The following is a 19,686-nucleotide window of genomic DNA, read 5'->3' on the forward strand; positions in this document are numbered from 1 at the left end:
TCGAGCCCGCAAAGTTTCTTCAAAACCGGTGACAGACCGCTGCGGCGGACCGACCGGTTTTCTTGGAATATTCCTGGAAACCGGTGTCTGTCACCGGTTTTCCTGCAACTTTTTACGATTGCATGGACGTCTACGCCCCCCAGACCTGGAAGCCCCATGAGCGGCCGATGCTGCCGGGGTCGCCGTCGTCGCCGCTGCATTCCACGCCGCGGCGCCTCGCTTACCTGCTGGTGGGTTTCATCGTGGCCCTCACGGGTGGGCTGGGCAATGCACTTGTCACCGTCAACCTCGTGTATGCGCAAGGTTCGCTGGGCGTCTATTCGGCCGAGATCCAGTGGCTACCCACGGTGTACGTGATGGCCAACGTGTCGATGAACCTGCTGCTGGTGAAGTTTCGCCAGCAGTTCGGCCTGCGCCTGTTCACCGAACTGTTCCTCGTGCTGTATGCGCTGGCCACGCTGGCCCACCTGTTCGTGCACGGCCTGGGTTCGGCGATCGCCGTGCGCGCGGCCAGTGGCATCTCGGGGGCTGCGCTCACCACGCTGGGGCTGTATTACACGCCGCAGGGCTTTCCGGCCCAGCACCGGCTGAAGGGCGTGGTGCTGGGCATCGGCTTTTCGCAGCTGGCGCTGCCGATCGCGCGGCTGTTTTCCACCGAGCTGCTGGAAATCGCCGAATGGCGCGGCCTGTACTGGTTCGAGCTGGGCATGTGCCTGGTATCGCTGGGTTGCGTGCTGTTGCTGAAGCTGCCGCCGGGGGACCGCATCCGCGTCTTTGAAAAGCTCGACGCCGTGACCTTCGCCCTGTTCGCGCCGGGCGTGGCGCTGCTGTGCGCCGTGCTGGGCCTGGGGCGCGCCGTGTGGTGGTTCGAGGCGCCATGGCTGGGCTGGTGCCTGGCCGGTTCCATCGTGCTGATCACGGCGGCGGTGGCGATCGAGCACAATCGCGCCCGGCCCCTGCTGAACATCCGCTGGCTGACGACGTCGAACATGGTGCGCCTGGCCCTGTCGGTGCTGCTGATCCGCATCGTGCAGTCGGAAGCCACGGGCACCGTCGGCTTCCTGCAGGCACTGGGCCTGCAGAATGACCAGATGCGCGACCTGTGGCTCGTCACGCTGGTCGCCAGCATCGCCGGCATGGCGGCCAGCGCGCTGACGATCGCGCCCAGCCGCATCCAGGGATCGCTGATGTTCGCGCTACTGCTGATGGCGATCGGCGCTTACATGGATTCGCATGCCACCAACCTCACGCGGCCGGACCAGATGTTCATCAGCCAGGCGCTGCTGGCCTTTGCCGGCGTGTTCTTCATCGGCCCCGTGTTTGTCTCCGGCTTCGGCGCGATCATCGCCCAGCCAAGCAACCTGATCAGCTTCTCGCTGATGTTCTCGATGACGCAGAACCTGGGCGGCCTGCTCGGCTCCGCGCTGGTGGGCACCGTGCAGGTGCTGCGTGAAAAATACCATTCCAGCCAGCTGGTCGAGCACCTCACGCTGATCGATCCGCTGGTGGCCAGCCGCGTGCAGGGCAGTGGCGCCGCACTGGCCGGCACGCTGGGCGACCCGGCGCTGCGCAGCGCGCAGGGCGTGGCATCGCTTGGCGCGGCCGCCACGCGCGAAGCCAACATCCTCGCCTACAACGACGTCTTCCTGCTGATCAGCATCGTCGCCATCGCCACGCTGGCGTGGATGCTGCTGCACTACCTGTGGCAGATGTGCACCGTGTGCCGTCCCGCCATGCCGGCGCAGAACGCCCAGACGGGCATGGCCAGGGTATCCCTCGACAACTCCGGATCGAAATGAGCGCAAACGACACCACCCCACCTCCAGCAACCGCGCCCACGCCGGCCGCACCGGCACCGGCACCAGCACCCGCACCGGCGTCGGGTCAGCCCGACCGGCCGCACCGCTGGCTGGCGACCGTCGGCTTTGCGCTGATCGCGCTGATCGGCGTGCTCATCGTGCTGTACGCATGGCGGCTGCCGCCGTTCACCAGCCCGGTCGTGTCGACGGAGAACGCGCTGGTGCGGGGCCAGGTGACGGTGATCGGCACCCAGCTGTCCGGCTATGTCACGCAGGTGCACGTGCAGGATTTCCAGTTTGTGAAGGGCGGCGACCTGCTGGTGGAGATCGACCGCCGAGTCTACGAGCAGCGCTACGAGCAGGCCGAGGCGCAATTGGCTGCGCAGAAGGCGGCGCTGGAGAACTGGGGCCAGTCGCGGCGCAGCGCCGCCGCCACCATCGCGCTGCAGGAAGCGGCGCTGGCCAACGCGCGGGCCCAGGCGAAACGCGCCAGCGCCGACCTGGAGCGCGTCGAGCAGCTGGTGCAGGATGGTTCGCTGTCGCAGCGCGAGCGCGATGCCCAGCGCGCGGCGCATGCGCAGGCCCAGGCGGCCGTGGCACAGGCGCTGGCCAATGTCGAGATCTCGCGGCAACAGTCGCAATCGGTCACCGTCAATCGCGCCGCGCTGGAAGCGGCAGTCGCCAATGCGCAGGCGGCCCTGAAGGCGGCAAAGGTGGACCTGGACAATACGCGCATCATCGCGCCGGCCGATGGCCAGCTGGGCCAGGTCGGCGTGCGGCGCGGCGCCTTCGTCAACTCGGGCGCCCAGCTGATGGCCCTGGTGCCACGCCAGATGTGGGTCATCGCCAACCTGAAGGAAACCCAGATGAATGGCGTGCGTGTCGGCCAGAGCGCCACGTTCAAGGTCGATGCGCTCGATGGCACGGTGCTGACCGGGCAGGTCGAGCGCATCTCGCCGGCGACCGGTTCGGAATTCTCCGTGCTGCCGGCCGATAACGCTACCGGCAACTACGTGAAGATCGCCCAGCGCATTCCGGTGCGGATCCGCATCGATCCCGGCCAGAAGCTCGCCGACCGGCTGCGGCCCGGCATGTCCGTTATCGTCAGCATCGATACGTCGGCGGAGCTCAACGACGCGGAGACGCGGCAATGAGGGCTGCGGTGCTGAAGCCGTTGCCGATGCTGGTACCGACGCTGGTAATGCTGGCTGCGCTGGCCGGCTGCGCCGCGAAAGTGGCGCCTCCGCCAGCGTCGCAGTTGCAGGTGCCCGCGCAGTGGCGCGCGCCGCTGCCGGAAGGTTCATCGGGGCTGCCGGTCGATGCGCAATGGTGGCAGGGCTTCGATGACCCGGCCCTCACGGCGCTGGTCACGCGGGCGCTGGCAAACAATGGCGACCTGCGCGTGGCACGCGAGCGGATCGAGGACTACCGCGCCCGCGTGCGTGCCGCGGCCGCCGCGCAGCAGCCCACGCTGTCGTTCGACACGTCGCCCACCCGTGCCCGCACGCTGTCCGCCGCGACCGGCCGGCCTTACGTGGCCAACGCCTTCCAGGCCGAGTTCCAGGCAGCCTACGAGATTGACGTGTGGGGCCGCCTGGCCAACGCTACCGAAGCCGCGGCCGCCACTCTACGCGGCGAGCAGGCCAGCCTCGATGCGGCGGCCCTGTCGGTCGCGGCCAATGCCGCTTCCGGCTACCTGAACCTGCGCGGGCTCGATGCGCAGCTCGAGCTGGCGCGGGCGACGCTGCAACTGCGCGAGCGCTCGCGCGACCTGGCACGGCGCCAGTTCGAGGTGGGCTACAGTTCGCGCCTCGAATGGCTGCAGGCGCAGGCCGAATACGACACGGCGGCCGAGCAGGTCCCGCAATTGCAGCGACAGATCTTCGAGCAGGAAAACGCCCTGGCGCTGCTGGCCGGTGAGTCGCCCGGCACGCCCGGCATCATCCTGCGTGGCAAGGCGCTGTCCGAGCTGATGCCGCCACCGGTGCCGGCCGGGCTGCCGTCCGACCTGCTGCGCCGCCGCCCGGACATCGCGCGTGCCGAACAGGCCATCGCGGCCGCCAGCGCGCAGCTGGCCGCCACGCGCGACCAGCTGCTGCCCACGTTCCGCCTGACGGCCGCCGGCGGCATCCAGTCCACCGAACTGTCCGACCTGCTGCACGGGCCCACGCGGCTGTGGCGCCTGTCCGGCGCGCTGGTGGCGCCGCTGTTCGATGGCGGCCGCGTGCAGGCCGCCACCGATTCGGCCGCCGCCCAGCGCAACCAGGCATTGATCGCGTATGAAAACACCGTGCGGCAGGCCTTTGCCGAAACGGAAAATGGCCTCGACGCGATCACGCGGCTGCGCGAACAAGTGGTGCAGAACGACGCGCGCCGCGCCACCGCCGCCGAAACGCTGCGCATCGCCCACAACCGCTATGCCAACGGCTATGCCGCCTACCTGGAAGAACTCGATGCGCAGCGCAGCCTGTACGCGGCGGACGTGGCGCGCCTGCAGTTGCGGGCGCGCCTGCTGGCGGCGTCGGTCGATCTGTACCGGGCGATGGGGGGAGGGTGGACGGCGCCAGCCCCGCCGCCGCCCTCGCGATAGGCCGTCAGGTCATCGCGCATTGATGATCGCCCATCGACAACCGGGTATGATTGCCCGATGAGCTATCACATCACCCTGACCACCACGCGGCTCACGCTGCGCCCGCCGCGCCCCGGCGACGAAGACGACCTGTTCGCCCTCCACGGCGATCCCGAAGTGATGCGCTACTTCAGCGAGCCGGCGTGGACGGATCCGGAGCGCCCCGCCCGCCAGATCGCCGAGGATGCGGCGGCCTTTGCCGCGCGCGAGGCCTTCCGGTTCGCGATCGTGCTGAACGAAACGGGCCGGCAGATCGGCAATTGCGTCCTGTGCCGGCTGCACTGGACGAACCGGCGCGGCGAAGTCGGTTATGCGCTCAATCGCGCGCACTGGGGCAAGGGCTACATGAATGAGGCGCTGGCGGTGCTGCTGGAATTCGCGTTCGTCGAACTCGATCTGCACCGGCTGGAAGCGGACATCGACCCGCGCAACACGGCCTCGACGGGCGCGCTGGAGCGCCTCGGCTTCCAGCGCGAAGGCCTGTTGCGCGAGCGCTGGATCGTGGGCGGCGAGGTCTGCGATTCGCTGATGTATGGCCTGCTGCGACGGGAATGGCAAGAGCTGGCACCTCGACGCCAACGCTAGCGCCACCCGGTCATGGCCGCGTGCCGGCCGTGCGGAATTCCGATGCGATGCGGTCCTCGCCTGGTCGCTTGCCGATGCAGCCCTGGCTGGCGCCGCCGTTCAAGGGGCACTGTGCCATGCCGTCATCGGCCAGCCGCGCCGGCCGGCTCGCTGGCTGCGACGATGCCTGTGGCCGCTGTGCCCGGCGCGCCGGCGAAGCCTGCACGGGCGGCGGCGCTGGCACGAAGACCGGGGCCGGCCGCAGGAAAGCCGGCGGCGGTGGCGCGGGCAGGAAGATTGGCAGGCCGAACGGCCCGTAGGGATGCGCCGCCGCGCCGGCACCGGACAGCAGGCCCGCCGCCAGCACCCAGCGGCGGGCCTGCGCCGCGGAGCTCCGGGGCGGTCGATGGAAGAAAGCGGGCAAGGCCATGCAGCGTGTGTTCATGTCGGTTCCCCTGTCGAGGCCGCCGTTCTGCGCCGGCGGAGCGCCTGGTAACCGGATCATTATGACAATGCGCCGCGCTTTCCGTTACCCGGGAAAGGCAGGGCAGGAGGCCACCACAGGAAGCCATGAAAAGGGAGCCCCCACTTCGCAGGGTGTCTCCCTTCGGGGAATTGCTCTACGATGAACGCTCCCATACCGGAACCGGAACACCATGGAACCCGCATTTTTCCGCAATGCCCTGCTGGTGGAAGACCAGGCGTTGACGCGGCAGGCATTGAAGACCCTGCTGGTCCAGTGCGATCCGCTGCTGTCGGTCGACGAGGCCGGCGACGTGGACACCTGCCTCGGCATGCTGGCCCGTGGTTCCTATGACCTGATGTTCCTCGATTACCAGCTCGGCAGGGGGCGTTCGGGCATGGAAGTGCTGCGCTGGGTCGCCGAGCACGACCTGCCGCTGCACACCATCATGCTGTCGGGGCAGGATGACCGCGACACGGTGATGGAATGCATCAAGGCCGGCGCCAGCGGGTTCATTTCCAAGAGCAGCGACGAAGGCAATCTGGTGTTCCGCTCGGCGCTCGACACCATCCTGCGCGGCCAGATCTACCTGCCGCACACGGCGATGGGCAAAGGCGGATTCAGCCCCGCGGCGCGGCCGGCGGCCAGTCTGGACGGCCTGGCCCTGTCCCCCAGGCTGGCTGAAACGCTCGGCTATATCTGCCAGGGCCTGTCGAACAAGTCGATCGCACGCAAGATGGGCTTGACGGAAAACACGGTCAAGGAATACAGCGGCGGGCTGCTGGAAAAATTCGGCGTGCGCCGGCGCACCGAACTGATCGTGGAAATGGCACGGCGCGGCATCGTCATTCCACGCAGCGGCTGACTTCCACCGGGCTTGTGCTGGCCTGGCTGACCGCCTGGGCAATCGCCGCTTTCAGCCGTTCCGGATGCACAGGTTTGGACAACACGGCCACCGTGCGGCCGGCAAGGCTTGCCATCGCGGCCTCGACTTCGCCGGTCACGGCCAGCACCGGCGGGCACCGGTCGCCATCGCCGCAGGCCGGCAACAGGATATCGAGCACGTCGGCGGCTGTCGCCCCATCGGGCAGGCGGAAATCCGTGATGATCAGGTCCGGCACGCGTTCGAGCCCGGCCGCGAGCGTGCGCGCCTCGGCGATCCCCGCAGCCGTGTCCACGAGCATGCCCCATTGGCCCAGCAGCGCTTCCATGGCGGTCCGCACGAGGCAGTCGTCCTCGACGACCAGCACATACAGGCCATGCAGATCGGCCACCGCCGGATCGCCGGCGGGCGCCGGGTCGGTGCCCGCCATGCCGACACCGCGCGGCACGTCGATCGAAAAACGGGTGCCAAGCCCCACCGCGGACTTGAACTCGAGCCGGTGTTCCGGCAACAGCGCGACCATGGCGCTGACGATGGACAGGCCCAGGCCCAGGCCTTTTTCGCGATCGCGCTCCGCATTGTCGAGCTGCACGAACGGTTCGAACACGCGGTGCCATTGCTGGGCCGGGATGCCGATGCCGTTATCCATCACGTCGATGCGAATCCGGGTCTGCAGCCGCACGGCACCGATCAGGACGAAGGCGCCGCGGGCTCCATCGTGGCGGGCATACTTGATGCCATTGCTGACCAGGTTGCGCACGATGCGGCTCAACATCTGCCGGTCGCTGACCACGACGATCGGGGCCACCGGCATGCGCGCGTGCAGCGCCACGCCGCGGCTCTGCGCGAACGAGCCGAGTTCCGCCACGGCTTCGCGCAGCAGGTCGTTGATGTCGAAATGGGAAAGGTCGGGCGCGACAAAGCCCGATTCGAGGCGCGACAGGTCGAGGACCGCATTGAAGGTCGTCGCCATCGTGCGCGCCGAGCGGATCGACAGCACCGTCAGCCGCTTCGCCTCGCCCGTGTCGCCGCTGTCGAGGGCGCGCTGCATGGCCTCGAGCGCCAGGCCCAGGCCGAACATCGGCTGGCGCAGGTCGTGCGCGGCGGCGGCCAGGAACCGGGCGGTTTCCTGGCTCGCCCGCAGGGCCTGGCTGCGCTGCTCATCCTTCAGCCGGATCAGCGCCTGCGCCTTGATCTGGTTTTCTTCCTTCTCGTCGGCGAGCTGGGCATTTCTCCTGCCGAGCCGTGCGTTCATCTGCGACAGTTCGCACTCCTGCTGGAACTGGCGCCGGGCGTTCCGTTCCAGCTTGATCGACATGCCGAGCCCGATCGCCACCATGTTCGCCAGGAACAGGATGCCATACCCCACTTCGGGCAGCAGGCCGCCCCGTCCGGTACCGAGCAGGGCGCCATGCGTGGCAATGACGGCGCCAAGCGTGGCCAGGCCGGCCAGCATGACCGGCCGCGCCCGCAAGTGCAGGAAGCCGAACAGGTAGAACGTCGCCATGCACAGCGCGACGAAATAACCGTTGAAGGCGATGGAGGGCGGAACGAGCGCGATCATCAGCAACTCGCCGGCCACGACCACCGCCACGCCGGACAGCAACGTGGCATGCGCCGTGCGGTCGTTGCAGAAGGCGGCCGTCAGCGACTTCAGCACGCAATGGAGCAGCACGGCGCAGATGACGGCCCGGCACAGCCACACTTGTGCGAGAGGAAAACCGTCGACCTGACGGAAAAGGAAATAATCGAAGACCGCGAATACCAGCAGGATCAGCAGGGCAAGGAGGGCGGCCGCGCGGCGAAACGGCGCGAAGCGGTGCCCGTAATCGACCAGGAAGCGGTGCTCCATGTCGCTCGGAAACGGCGCCGGCAGCGTGAAGGTCTCGCGCAGGCTGCGCAGGGCGGCGGCGCTGCGCGAGCGCAGGCGCGACACCCTGCGCAGCCTGCGCCGGGCTGCCGCCTGCCACGAGGCCGGCAGCTTCGCTCCCTGCCGGGCGATCAAGCACGAAAGCGATCCCAAGATCCCTCCCCGCGTTATGATTTCCCTGTCACGATAGCACGTCGACAAGTGGTAGCGGTGGTCGCGGCGCCACGTTCCAGCGGGTCACCTGGCGAGCCGGCGCACGGGCGTGCCGGCCGCCGGTGCGCCGGCCGCCGTCTCCTCGAGCTGGAACCTGTCGACGACGCCGGCCAGGTGGTCGGCCTGCATGCGCAGCGACTGTGCGGCCTCGGTGGCCTGTTCGACCAGCGCGGCGTTGCGCACCGTCATCTCATCGAGCTGGCCGATGGCTTTGCCCACCGATTCGATGTCGCTGCTCTGGGCCCGCGTGACGCTCGAGATATCCTGCATGATCGCCGACACGCGGGCGATGCCGGTGACGACCTCCTTCATCGTGGTCCCCGCCGCGCCGACGAGTACGGTGCCGGTGTCGACCTTGGCCACCGAATCCTCGATCAACTGTTTGACTTCCTTCGCGGCGGCGGCTGAACGGTGCGCCAGGCTGCGCACTTCGCTGGCGACGACCGCGAAGCCACGCCCCTGTTCGCCGGCGCGTGCCGCTTCCACCGCCGCATTCAGCGCCAGGATATTGGTCTGGAACGCGATGCCATCGATGACGGCGATGATGTCGACGATCTTCTTCGACGACGCGCCGATCAGGTTCATCGTAGCGACGATGCTGTCCACCGCCTCGCCGCCCTGGCGCGACACATCCGACGCCTGCCGCGACAGCGTGCTGGCTTCCTCCGCATAGCCCGCATTGGCACGCACCGAGCCGACCAGTTGCTCCATCGAGGCCGCAACCCGCGCCAGCGCGCCGGCCTGCGCCTCGGTGCGGTCCGACAGGTCGGCATTGCCGGCGGCGATGCCGGCCGAAGCCGAGGTGATCGCCACCGTACCGCTGCGCACATCCGTCACGATGCCGGCCAGGCCATCGCGCATCGTGCCCATCGCATGCAGCAGGCTTTTCGGATGGGCGCCGCCCGTCTCCACGGGACGGTGCAGCTCGCCGCGGGCGATGGCGCGCGCCACACCGGCCGCATAGCCTGGTTCGCCGCCCAGTTGGCGCAGCAGGCCGCGCACGATGGCGGTACCGACCAGCACGCACAGCAGGGCGCTGACGATGGCCAGCGTGCCGATCCACCAGCCTGCCGTATCGGCCTTCTCGGCGGCGGCATCGGTCGCCACGCGGTTACGCTCTTTCAGCTCGTTCATCAGCACATCGATGTCGGCCACGATGGTGCGGCGCAGCGGGCTGCACTCCTCCATGAGGAAGGTGCCGTACTGTTCCATCTCGCCGGCCACGCGGTATTTGCGCGGGCGTTCGAGTTCGCGCGCCATCTGCAGCATGCCATCGCGCACCTTCGTGAACTTCGGATTGTCACGCAACAGCGGCTCCAGCCTGCCCAGTTCCGCCAGGTACAACGCCTTCTCGCGGTCGAGGATGTCGAGTTCGCGCATGGCTGCATCGTCATCGCGGAAGATGTAGGCATTGCGCGCCGCCATGCCGGTCTGCGCCAGCGCTTCGCGCGCGTTGACGAGCGGGTCGAACTCCAGGCGCCGCAAATCGTTCGCGTTGTCGAGCGCGGCATCGATCTGGTTGACGCGCGAAATGGCCACGAGGGCAAGGATGGCGGTAAACAGCATGACCAGCGCAAACGCGGAATAGAGCTTGGTGGCGATACTGGCGTGACGGTAGGTGAGCATGGCGGGCTTTGAATTTGACGGATTTGATTGAAATCATGCCTCAATAATTTCCATCAATCAACACAAATTGCTGAATTTAAGGATTTGTTGTGCGTTCCCATCAAAATCGTCAAATTGCCTTGCCAGCCCGTATACTGTTGCCTCACAAGGTTGCACCATGAACACTACCGACGACCCGATTCTCACCACCACTGCCGCGGCGCGCCTGCTGGGCGTTGCCACCAGTACTGTCCAGACGTGGATGGAAAGCGGCGCGATCGCCTCCTGGAAAACACCCGGCGGGCACCGCCGCACCCGGCTTTCCGCCATCCAGGGTCTGCTGGAGCGTTCCCCCGGCCAGCCTTCGGCCACCGTCGGGCAGGCCATCGAGGCGGCGCTGTCGCCGGCATCGCCCCCCTTGTCTTCCTTATCCCCCTTGTCCGCCGAATTTTCGCCGCGTCGGGCGCCGGCCTATCCAGCGGGCAGGGACGAGGCGACGCGGCTGGTGGCGCTGTCCGCCTCCGGCCTCGTCGACACGCCGCCCGAGGCCCGCTTCGACCGCATCGTGCGTCTCGCCGCGCAGGTGACCGGCTCGCCGATCGCGCTCGTGTCGCTGCTCACTTCGACCCGGCAGTGGTTCAAGGCGCGCGTGGGGCTGGACGCGCAGGAAACGCCGCGCGAGTGGGCGTTCTGCTCGCACGCCATCCTGGGCGGCGAACCGTTCGTGGTGGAAGATGCGGCAGCCGACCCGCGTTTCCGCGACAACCCGCTCGTGCAGGGCGATCCGAAGATCCGCTTCTATGCGGGCGTGCCGCTGCGTGACCCGGAGGGCCAGGCGCTCGGCACACTGTGCGTGATCGACCGCGAACCGCGCAAGCTGCGCAGCGCCGAACTGCAGGCGCTGATCGACCTTGCCGATATCGCTTCGGAAGAAGTAAGCAAGAAGTAACCCCACCGTTGCCACACCCCAAAACCGGGGACGTACCCTGGTTTTGAGGAAAAACCAGGGACGTACCCCTGTTTAATGGAAACTGTGTCGATGTTGCCTCTAAACAGGGGTACGTCCCCAGTTTTGCCGAGCGGTTATGTATCAGTGGCCGCCGGCCTTGCCGGGCTCGGTCGCTTGCGGCAGGTTGGCCGCCTCGCCATGCGGCTGGTCGGCGTGCGGATGGTCCTTGTGGCGCAGCTTGCGCACCATGCGCCCGAGCCAGTGCTCGATGTCGTCGACGTACGTGAACACGGCCGGCACTACCAGAAGGCTCAGCAAGGTGGACGTGATCAGGCCGCCGATCACCGTGATCGCCATCGGCGCGCGGAAGCTGGGGTCGGCGCCCAGGCCAAGCGCCAGCGGCATCATGCCGGCGCCCATCGCGATCGTCGTCATCAGGATCGGGCGGCTCCGCTTGTGGCACGCATCCACCAGCGCCTCGGTGCGCGTCATGCCGGCGTCGCGCGCCAGGATCGCGTAGTCGACCAGCAGGATCGAGTTCTTCGTCACGATCCCCATCAGCATGATCAGGCCGATCATCGACGGCATCGAGAGCGCGCTGCCGGTGATGAGCAGCAGCACGATGGCGCCGCCGATGGACAATGGCAGCGCGGCCAGGATCGTCACCGGCTGCATGAAGTCCTTGAACAGCAGTACCAGCACGCCATAGATGCACAGCACGCCGATCGCCATCGCGATGCCGAAGCTGGCGAACAGCGACGCCATTTCCTGTGCATCGCCCAGTTCGGCGATGCGCACGTTCGGCGGCAGGTTGGCCAGCGAAGGCAGCTTGCGCGCCTCGGCGTTCAGTTCGCCCAGCGTGCGGCTGCCCAGTTCCACGTCCAGCGTCACGTTGCGGCTGCGGTTCAGGCGGTCGATCTGCGCCGGGCCCGATTCCATCGTGATCGTGGCCACGTTGGCCAGCAGCACGGGGCCGTTCCGGCCCGGCACGGTCAGGCGGCCGATCGCGTCGAGGTCGGCGCGCACGTAATCGGGCAGCTTCACGCGGATCGGTACCTGGCGTTCCGGCAGGTTCATTTTCGTGAGGTCGAAGTCGTAGTCGCCGGCCGTGGCCACGCGCACCGTTTCGCCGATCGACGCGGCCGTTACGCCCAGGTCGGCGGCGCGGGCGAAGTCGGGGCGCACGATGATCTCCGGCCGCACCAGCGACGCCGACGACGTCACGTTGCCGATGCCGGACAAGGTGCGCAGCTCGCGCTCGGCACGGCGCGCGGCCGCGATCAGCGCATCGGGATCTTCCGACTGCAGCACGAGCTGCATCTTCACGCCGGTATCGGGCGGGCCCACCGTGAAGCGGGCGCCGGCGATATTGGCCAGCTGGCGGCGCAGCAGCGAATCGATTTCCGCCATCGTTTCATCGCGGTCGGTGCGGTGCACGGTGGTGATCGTCAGCACCGCGCGGCGTGCCTCGGCCGCGGCGCCGGGCGCGAACGCATCGCCGGAAGAACCGCCGCCGATCGAACTGAACACACCGGTCACCCCGGGCACCCGCATCGCGGCCAGGCGTGCCTGCTCGGCCACTTCACGCGTTTGCGCCAGCGTGGAGCCGGGCGGCAGTTCGGCGTTCACCTGCGTCTGCGCGCGGTCGGCCGGCGGCACGAAGCCGGTTGGCAGCAGCCCCACCAGCATGATCGAGCAGACAAAGAAGATGGCCGACGCCAGCGCGGTGAACATGCGGTGCTTCAGGCACCATTTCATGGTGCGCATGTAGCGCGACATGATCGGACCGTCTTCTTCCACGTGGCCCGGATGCTTCGGCTTGTGCGGTTTCAGCAGGTAGGCGGCCATCATCGGCGTCAGCAGCCGCGCCACCACCAGCGACGCCAGCACGGCCAGCACGGCGGTCCAGCCGAACTGCTTGAAGAACTTGCCGGGAATGCCGCCCATGAACGCGGTCGGCAGGAACACGGCCACCAGCGCGAACGTGGTGGCGATGACCGCCATGCCGATTTCGTCGGCAGCTTCCAGCGCCGCCTGCATCGGCGTCTTGCCCATGGCCAGGTGGCGCTCGATGTTCTCGATTTCCACGATCGCATCGTCGACCAGCACGCCCACGACGAGCGCCAGCGACAGCAGCGTGACCGTGTTCAGCGTGTAGCCGAACCAGTAGATGCCGAGGAAGGCGGGCAGCACGGACAACGGCAGCGCGGCCGATGCCACCAGCGTGGCGCGCCAGTCGCGCAGGAACCAGAACACCACGATCACGGCCAGGATCGCGCCTTCGTACAGCAGCTCCATCGAGCCCTCGAAGTTCTCCTCGACGGGGAAGGCGTTGTCGATCACCTGCTTCAGTTCCAGGTTCGGATGCGCCTTGCGCAGTTCCTCCACCGCTTCCTGCACGCCGTCCTCCACCGCCGTTTCGCTGGCGCCCTTGGTGCGGAACACTTCGAATGCCACCACCGGCTTGCCGTCCTGCGTGGCGATCGCGCGCGGTTCGGCGATCGTGTCGGTCACTTTCGCCACCTGGTCGAGGCGCACGTGGCGGCCATCGCCCAGCGGGATGTCCATGCGCGCCAGTTCCTGGGCCGACTGCACGGTGCCGATCGTGCGCACCGACTGCTCCGCGCCGGACACGTCACCGCGGCCGCCCGGGGCTTCGCGCTGCACCAGCCGCAGCTGGCGCGACACGTCGAGCGCCGACACGCGCAGCGCGGCCATCTGGGCGTCGTCCAGTTCCACGCGGATCTCGCGGTCCACGCCGCCCACGCGGTTGACGGAACCCACGCCGGGCACCGTCAGCAGACGCTTCGCCACGGTGTTATCGACGAACCACGACAGGTCGGCATCGTCGACGGGCGTGGAGCCCGGCTTGTTCACGGCAACGTACGTGGTGATCACCCGGCCGGCCGTGGACACCTTGCTGACGACGGGTTCGCGCAGTTCGGCCGGCATGTCGGCGCGCACCTGCGACACGGCGTCGCGCACTTCGTTGACACCGTCCGAGATGTTCTTTTCAAGGATGAACTCCACGGTGATCGTGGCCACGCCGTCGAGCACCTTGGTGTAGATGTTCTTCACGCCTTGCAGCGTGGCGACCGAATCCTCGATCTTGCGCGCAACCTCGGTTTCCAGCTGCGCCGGGGCGGCGCCCGGCAGCGAGGCGCTGACCGTCACGATCGGCAGTTCGATGTCCGGAAAGTCCTGCACCGGGTTGGCCTTGTAGGCCATCAGGCCGGCCAGCGTGAGCAGCACGAACAGCATGATCGCCGGAATCGGATTCCGGATCGACAGGGCGGAAAAGTTCATCGCGGCTCCTTAATTCGCGGCGCGCTGGTTTGCCGCGGGTGACGTGGCCGCAGCCGCCGGCCCTGCATTGGCAACCCGCACCAGGTCGCCATCGTTCAGGAAGCCGGCACCGTTCTGCACCACCTGCATGCCGTCGCCCACGCCGGACAGGATCTCGATCCGGTCGCCCATGCGCCGTCCCGTCTGCACCTTCAGCTGGCTCACGCGCGAATCGGCATTGAGCCGGAACACGTAGGGGAAGCCATCCCGTACCACCACGGCCGGCTGCGGCAGGGTCAGCGCGCCCGAGGTGCCCAGCTCGAAGTGGCCGCTGGCATACATGCCGGCCTTGAACGGTGCATTGCTGCGGGTATCCGGTGGCAGGTCCACATAGACCAGCGCGGAACGCGTCTGCGGGTCGATGGTGGGGGCGATCATCCGCACCTTGCCTTTCAGCTCGCTGCCGTTGGCCGCCTTCACCGTGACCGTGCCACCGATGCGGATGTTCTTCAGCTCCGCCGCCGTCACCTCGGCACGCCATTCGAGACGGCCCTGGCGGATCATGCGGAACAGTTCCGTGCCGGCGCCCACCACCGAGCCCACCGTGGCGCTGCGCGCCGAGATCACGCCGCTGTCCGGCGCCACCACCTGCGTGTATTTCTGTCGCAACTGCTGCGAGGCCAGGGCCGCGCGGGCCGACTCGATGCGTGCGTTGGCCGTCTGCTCGGCCGTCAGGTATTGCGAGACCTGCTGCTCGGACAGCGCGCCCGACGCCTGCACGGCGCGTGCCCGCTTCGCATTGGCCTGGGCCTCGGCGGCATTGGCCCGTGCCTCGGCCAGCGCGGCTTTCGCCTGCGCCACGTCGGCGTTCACGGTATCGGCCGAGAACACGGCCAGCACCTGGCCTTTTTTCACCACGTCGCCCACGTTGACGCGCACCTCGGTCAGCCGCAGGCCGTTCGACTCGCTGCCGAGCGAGGCTTCCTGCCACGCCGCCACATTGCCGTTCGCGGTGAGCCGCAGTGGCAGCGTGGCCTGCTGCGGCCGGGTGGTGGACACGGTCAGCGCCGGCGTGGCGGCCGGTTTCTTTTCATCGGCCGCGGTGGAGGAGGGGCTGTACAGCGTGACGCCGGCGGTGCCCACGGCAAGCGCGGCCAGCAGTACCAGCGCGAGCGGCTGCTTGACCACGTTGGTGCCAAACTGCGTGCCCGGCTTTGCACCCGACGCTGTGCTCGACTTCGTTTTCGGATTGGTCATGTTCTTTTTCATGGATTGCTCGCGTTGGTCATCACGGATGCGTTCGAATTGTCGCGGTTCCAGCCGCCGCCGGCCGCGCGGTACAGCGCGATCCAGGCGGCGCTGCGTTCGCGCTGCACGGCGATCATCGCGTTCTCGGCGGCGAGGCGGGTGCGGCGCGCGTCTTCCAGCTGCAGCAGGCTGCCCATGCCGTTCCTGTACAGGTCTTCGGCCGCCGTGAACGATGCGCGGTAGCCTTCCAGCGCGGCCTGCGCCTGCACGGCGCGCAGGTCGGTGCCCTGCAGGTTGACGAGCGCCTGTTCGACTTCGCTGACGGCCTGCCGCACGCTGCCGCGGTAGCTGGTCACGGCCGCTTCGTAGCGCTCCTGCGCCGCCGCGACGGCGGCGCGGCGCCGGCCGGCATCGAAGATGGGCAGGGTCACCTGCACCGGGCCGATCGTCCACGTATTGGCGGTCACGCTTTCCCCGGCGGCGCGGATCTGGCCGCGACCGATCGCGCCGGAGATGCCCAGCCGCGGATAGCGCTGGGCGCGGGCGCCGGCCACTTCGAAGCTGGCCGCGGCCACTTCGCGCTCGGCATTGAACACGTCCGGCCGCTGGGCCAGCGTCTGGGCCGGCAAGGCGTCGATACCGATGCCCTGCGCCGGCGACAGGTCGGCGGCGCCGGCCGCCAGCCGGCTGCGCAGCTCTGGTTCAGGGACCGCGGTCAGCGCGACCAGCGTCTTCACGTCCACCTCGCACTGGGCACGCTGTGCGATTTCGCGGTTGGCACCATCGGCCGCGCTGGCGCGGGCCAGCGCCAGGCTGGCGGGCGCCTCGAAGCCCGCCTGCGCCGTCAGTTCCGTCAGCCGCGCGGTATCGGCGCGCGAGGCGGCATCCTGGCGTGCCACGTCGAGCAAGCGCTCGCAGGCGCGCAGCTGGTAATACGTGTTCGCGGTATCGGCCGCCACGGAGACGCGTGCATCGTGCCAGCCTGCCTGCGCGCCCTCGTAGCGGGCCTGCGCCGCATCGCGCACGGCGCGGTTGGCGCCAAAGATGTCGATTTCCCACGACGCCTGCAGGTAGCCCTGCGACGTCGTGTTGGTGGGCATCGCGGCGCTTTGCTGGCTGGCGCGGGTGGACGTGAGCGCCGCGTCGACTGTCGGTGCCAGCGCCGCGCCGGCGGCCACGCGCTGTTCGCGCGCCTGCGCCAGCCGGCTGCGTGCCGCGGCCACCGTGGGGCTCGCCACCTGCGCTGCCTCCACCAGCTCCGCCAGCAGCGGGTCGCCCTGGCCGCGCCACCAGCCGGACAATTGGGTGACCGTTCCCCCGTGGGGCAAGGGCGCATGCCATTGCGCTGGTTCCTTCGACTCGACGACCGGCGGCGGACCGGACAGCGCGCAGCCGCCCAGCGCCAGCGCGACCGCCAGCGTCATTGCCAGCTTCGTCGTCGACTTCATGATCGGTGCTGCTGGATTCATGCTGCTCCTTTCCTTCTTTTTTCGTGTTCGGCGGTGACGATCGCCTCGGCATAGTCGACCAGCCGCGGTATCCATTCCTGCAATGCGTGCGGTGCCGCCACCAGCTGCGGCGTGACGGCGGCAACGATGTCCTGCGAGATCATCAGGTGCGCGCCCAGGGCCGCCACGCCATGCACCAGCCGGCGCACCTCGTCGTCCACCGCCACGTCGAGGTGGCGCGCGAGCACGGCGGCCAGCGCCTCGAACTCGGGGCGGATGCCGTTATCGATCTCGTTCTGCCAGATGCCGGTGGGTTCCAGCACTTCGCGCAGCCACATGCGCAGGCGCAACTGGGCGATGTCGCCTTCCATCATCGGCGCCAGCAACTGCGTGTAGTAACCGTGCAGCATCTCGCGCAGCGTGAAGCCGGGCTGGTCGAACTGGGCGATGTTCTTTTCCGGCGGTGGCATGAAGTCCGTCAGCGCCGCGCGGTACAGGCCCGCCTTGTCGCCGAAGTAATAGGCGATCGCCGCTACGTTGGCGCCCGCCGCCAGGGCGATCTCCCGGGTGGACGTGGCATTGAATCCCTGCGCGGCGAACAGCCGCATGGCCGCCCCCAGCAGGCGCTCGCGCGACTGTTCGCCATCCGAACGGATCTTGCGTATGTGTTTTTCTGACATCCCTCGATTAAATCATAGATTTAAAACGATTGATATAAGTAAGTCATTCGTTTGAACAAGACGCTGTGCGCTTGCTGGATGGCCGGCGTTACTGGACGGCGCTGCGGGATGGAAGATGGTGCGACGGTACCGGTGCGTCATCGGACGCGCGGCAAAAGGAAAGTGACGGGCTGGCACCGGGGTCAGACCCCAATCATGGGAAATATTGCCAGGATTTGGGGTCTGACCCCGGTTTCTGGAAATATAGCGGGATATACGGGCAAAAAAATGCCCGCGAGCCAGGGGCTGCGGGCGAGGTCCAATTGTTCGGAGAACGCTTGGAGGAGACGGTTCCAATATAGCTTGGTATATGTTGCGCTGCAATACCGTAAAACTACCGTGCGCGCGCCCCCTCTGGATCGGAAGCGTTTCCAGCGGTTATGTGCACTGCAACAAAATTTGGTGTCGGCGGCCTGCGGCAAATATCCCAAAGCGTAAATTCGGAATCACCAAGAGTTCTTCAGCTGAGCTGACGCGACAGGAATGCAAGCGGCGCGACAATGCTCTCCGCAAAAATATTTTGCGGTTGCGTAAAACATACGCGACTATTGGAAGGTATAGCGACCGCCCCGGCCAGGCAGCGGTCTTGTCCGTTTACTGTGCTTTGAGTTGCAGCGTGAACGTGCTGCCTTTGCCGAACTCGCTGCTGAAGAACAGCGAGCCGCCGAGCACGTTGGCAAGGTTCTGGCACAGATAAAGGCCGAGGCCGGCGCCTTCGGCATGGCGAGTCGAGGTGGAATCGAGTTGCGAGAATGCCTGGAACAGCTTGGCCTGGTCCTCGTCGCGGATGCCGGCCCCCGTGTCGGACACGGAAAATTCCGCCGCCGTGCCGCCCCCATCGAGGGTGCGCCGCGCCAGGGTCACGCGCACGGTGCCTTTTTCAGTGAACTTGATGGCGTTGTTGGCCAGGTTGATGAGGATTTGCGTGAGCGCACGGCGGTCGGTGTCGATGGAGACCGGCTGTTCGTCCAGCACCACTTCCAGTGCCAGCCCTTTTTGCGCCGCAAGCGGGCGCAGTGTTTCAGCCACCTGGCGCACCAAGTCCTGGCATTGCACGTGCTCGATCGACAGCGTGACCTTGCCCGCTTCGATCTTGGCCACGTCGAGGATGTCGTTGATGAGCGAAAGCAGGTGGCGCGCCGAACCGCGAATGGTGTTCAGCTGCTTTTCCTGCTCGTCCGTCAGCGGCCCGGGCAGCTTCATCAGCAAAGCGCCCGTGAAGCCGATGATGGCGTTCAGCGGCGTGCGCAACTCGTGCGACATATTGGCGATGAAGGCCGATTTCGTCCGGCTGGCCTCGCCCAGTTCCACGTTCTTCAGCGCGATCTCGCGGTTGATCGTTTCCAGCTGCCCGGCATGGTGTGCGAGGCGCATGTTCAGTTCGATCACCTGGCGCTCGCGCGCCTGCAGTTCGCTGTTGACCTGCACCGCCTGCTCATAAGTGGAGATCAGCAGGTCGAGGATCTGCTGGCGCTCGGCATTGATGAAGTGCTTCTGCTCGCCCAGGTAGAGGGCGATGCCCACTTCCATGTTCTGGTCCTTGCGCAGCTTCTGGTTGACCAGCATGTGGCCGATGCGGTTGAGCAGGTAGTCTTCCGCATAGGGCTTGCGGATAAAATTGTCGGCGCCGCATTCGATGCCGCGGATGATGTCCTTCGGGTCGTTCAGCGACGTGACGAGGATGACGGGAATGTCGCGCATCGCCGGATCGGTCTTGATCGCACGGCACAATTCGTAGCCATCCATTTCCGGCATCACGATGTCCGACAGCACCAGGTGCGGCTTGCGTTCGGCGATCGCCGCCAGCGCCAGCCGGCCGTTGCCGGCCACCCGCGCCTTGTACTTGACCGACTGGATCAGGCGGCGCAGCCGCTCGGCCTGCGTGGGGCTGTCCTCGACGATCAGGATCTCGATTTCGCCCGGTTCGATTTCGTAGGTGGAGTCCACTCGTTTGCCCTGTGCTGTCATCCGGTTTGGTGTGTCCGACTATAAATGAAATGCGGGGCCGGCG

At 67.3% G+C, this 19,686-nt stretch carries 14 protein-coding genes; 6 read left to right on the forward strand and 8 right to left on the reverse strand.

Features of this window, described 5'->3' with window-relative positions; translation table 11 throughout:
• Window positions 1-122: 122 nt before the first annotated feature.
• The 4 genes from EWM63_RS17995 to EWM63_RS18010 are packed head-to-tail and all read left to right on the forward strand — an operon-like array spanning window position 123 to window position 5,013.
• Window positions 123-1,799, forward strand: a complete 1,677-nt coding sequence (locus EWM63_RS17995; RefSeq protein ID WP_130187765.1) for an MFS transporter — start codon at window positions 123-125, stop codon at window positions 1,797-1,799.
• Window positions 1,796-2,953 carry an HlyD family secretion protein gene (locus tag EWM63_RS18000; protein WP_130187766.1) on the forward strand — a complete coding sequence of 386 codons (1,158 nt, stop codon included), beginning with the start codon at window positions 1,796-1,798 and terminating at the stop codon, window positions 2,951-2,953. Before EWM63_RS17995 ends, EWM63_RS18000 begins: the two co-directional genes overlap by 4 nt.
• Entirely contained in the window at window positions 2,950-4,389 is a 1,440-nt protein-coding gene (locus EWM63_RS18005; protein ID WP_229487360.1) for an efflux transporter outer membrane subunit, read from the forward strand. The genes EWM63_RS18000 and EWM63_RS18005 overlap by 4 nt, the downstream gene beginning before the upstream one ends.
• A gap of 57 nt (window positions 4,390-4,446) precedes the next feature.
• Window positions 4,447-5,013 (forward strand): GNAT family N-acetyltransferase, encoded by a 567-nt coding sequence (locus tag EWM63_RS18010; protein WP_130187767.1) that lies wholly within the window; start codon window positions 4,447-4,449, stop codon window positions 5,011-5,013.
• Between the two features lie 10 nt (window positions 5,014-5,023).
• Here EWM63_RS18010 and EWM63_RS18015 read toward each other — a convergent pair whose 3' ends face one another.
• A complete protein-coding gene (locus EWM63_RS18015; RefSeq protein ID WP_130187768.1) occupies window positions 5,024-5,437 on the reverse strand; it encodes a hypothetical protein in 414 nt (137 codons plus the stop codon).
• Window positions 5,438-5,648: 211 nt separating this feature from the next.
• Here EWM63_RS18015 and EWM63_RS18020 point away from each other — a divergent pair, with 211 nt between their 5' ends.
• A complete protein-coding gene (locus EWM63_RS18020) occupies window positions 5,649-6,320 on the forward strand; it encodes a response regulator (protein WP_130187769.1) in 672 nt (223 codons plus the stop codon).
• Here the strand turns inward: EWM63_RS18020 and EWM63_RS18025 are convergent.
• Both EWM63_RS18025 and EWM63_RS18030 read right to left on the reverse strand, forming a co-directional pair.
• Complete coding sequence (locus EWM63_RS18025) at window positions 6,301-8,361, reverse strand: ATP-binding response regulator (RefSeq protein WP_130187770.1); 2,061 nt, start codon at window positions 8,359-8,361, stop codon at window positions 6,301-6,303. The two genes, EWM63_RS18020 and EWM63_RS18025, sit on opposite strands and share 20 nt — an antisense overlap.
• 84 nt (window positions 8,362-8,445) lie before the next feature.
• Complete coding sequence (locus tag EWM63_RS18030) at window positions 8,446-10,047, reverse strand: methyl-accepting chemotaxis protein (protein WP_130187771.1); 1,602 nt, start codon at window positions 10,045-10,047, stop codon at window positions 8,446-8,448.
• A gap of 157 nt (window positions 10,048-10,204) precedes the next feature.
• Between EWM63_RS18030 and EWM63_RS18035 the strand changes: the two genes are divergently transcribed.
• Complete coding sequence (locus tag EWM63_RS18035; protein ID WP_130187772.1) at window positions 10,205-10,975, forward strand: GAF domain-containing protein; 771 nt, start codon at window positions 10,205-10,207, stop codon at window positions 10,973-10,975.
• 141 nt (window positions 10,976-11,116) lie between these two features.
• Here the strand turns inward: EWM63_RS18035 and EWM63_RS18040 are convergent, their stop codons facing one another.
• The 5 genes from EWM63_RS18040 to EWM63_RS18060 all read right to left on the reverse strand — a co-directional run bounded on the left by EWM63_RS18040 (window position 11,117) and on the right by EWM63_RS18060 (window position 19,622).
• Window positions 11,117-14,281, reverse strand: a complete 3,165-nt coding sequence (locus tag EWM63_RS18040) for an efflux RND transporter permease subunit (protein ID WP_130187773.1) — start codon at window positions 14,279-14,281, stop codon at window positions 11,117-11,119.
• A 9-nt stretch (window positions 14,282-14,290) separates the two neighbouring features.
• Window positions 14,291-15,517, reverse strand: a complete 1,227-nt coding sequence (locus tag EWM63_RS18045; RefSeq protein ID WP_207221111.1) for an efflux RND transporter periplasmic adaptor subunit — start codon at window positions 15,515-15,517, stop codon at window positions 14,291-14,293.
• A gap of 8 nt (window positions 15,518-15,525) precedes the next feature.
• Window positions 15,526-16,977, reverse strand: coding sequence for an efflux transporter outer membrane subunit (locus tag EWM63_RS18050; RefSeq protein WP_229487361.1), 1,452 nt, complete (start codon window positions 16,975-16,977; stop codon window positions 15,526-15,528).
• Window positions 16,974-17,636, reverse strand: coding sequence for a CerR family C-terminal domain-containing protein (locus EWM63_RS18055; RefSeq protein WP_130187775.1), 663 nt, complete (start codon window positions 17,634-17,636; stop codon window positions 16,974-16,976). The genes EWM63_RS18050 and EWM63_RS18055 overlap by 4 nt, the downstream gene beginning before the upstream one ends.
• Before the next feature lie 633 nt (window positions 17,637-18,269).
• Window positions 18,270-19,622 (reverse strand): hybrid sensor histidine kinase/response regulator, encoded by a 1,353-nt coding sequence (locus tag EWM63_RS18060; protein WP_130187776.1) that lies wholly within the window; start codon window positions 19,620-19,622, stop codon window positions 18,270-18,272.
• Window positions 19,623-19,686 lie beyond the last annotated feature (64 nt).

This window comes from Pseudoduganella lutea (assembly GCF_004209755.1).
GTDB classification, from domain to species: Bacteria; Pseudomonadota; Gammaproteobacteria; order Burkholderiales; family Burkholderiaceae_D; genus Rugamonas; species Rugamonas lutea.

Excerpts from the sequence above, each read along its gene's own strand:
- EWM63_RS17995 (WP_130187765.1), top strand. The coding sequence starts at position 123 with ATGGACGTCTACGCCCCCCAGACCTGGAAGCCCCATGAGCGGCCGATG.
- EWM63_RS18000 (WP_130187766.1), top strand. The coding sequence starts at position 1,796 with ATGAGCGCAAACGACACCACCCCACCTCCAGCAACCGCGCCCACGCCG.
- EWM63_RS18005 (WP_229487360.1), top strand. The coding sequence starts at position 2,950 with ATGAGGGCTGCGGTGCTGAAGCCGTTGCCGATGCTGGTACCGACGCTG.
- EWM63_RS18010 (WP_130187767.1), top strand. The coding sequence starts at position 4,447 with ATGAGCTATCACATCACCCTGACCACCACGCGGCTCACGCTGCGCCCG.
- EWM63_RS18015 (WP_130187768.1), bottom strand. The coding sequence starts at position 5,437 with ATGAACACACGCTGCATGGCCTTGCCCGCTTTCTTCCATCGACCGCCC.
- EWM63_RS18020 (WP_130187769.1), top strand. The coding sequence starts at position 5,649 with ATGGAACCCGCATTTTTCCGCAATGCCCTGCTGGTGGAAGACCAGGCG.
- EWM63_RS18030 (WP_130187771.1), bottom strand. The coding sequence starts at position 10,047 with ATGCTCACCTACCGTCACGCCAGTATCGCCACCAAGCTCTATTCCGCG.
- EWM63_RS18035 (WP_130187772.1), top strand. The coding sequence starts at position 10,205 with ATGAACACTACCGACGACCCGATTCTCACCACCACTGCCGCGGCGCGC.
- EWM63_RS18040 (WP_130187773.1), bottom strand. The coding sequence starts at position 14,281 with ATGAACTTTTCCGCCCTGTCGATCCGGAATCCGATTCCGGCGATCATG.
- EWM63_RS18045 (WP_207221111.1), bottom strand. The coding sequence starts at position 15,517 with ATGACCAATCCGAAAACGAAGTCGAGCACAGCGTCGGGTGCAAAGCCG.
- EWM63_RS18050 (WP_229487361.1), bottom strand. The coding sequence starts at position 16,977 with ATGAATCCAGCAGCACCGATCATGAAGTCGACGACGAAGCTGGCAATG.
- EWM63_RS18055 (WP_130187775.1), bottom strand. The coding sequence starts at position 17,636 with ATGTCAGAAAAACACATACGCAAGATCCGTTCGGATGGCGAACAGTCG.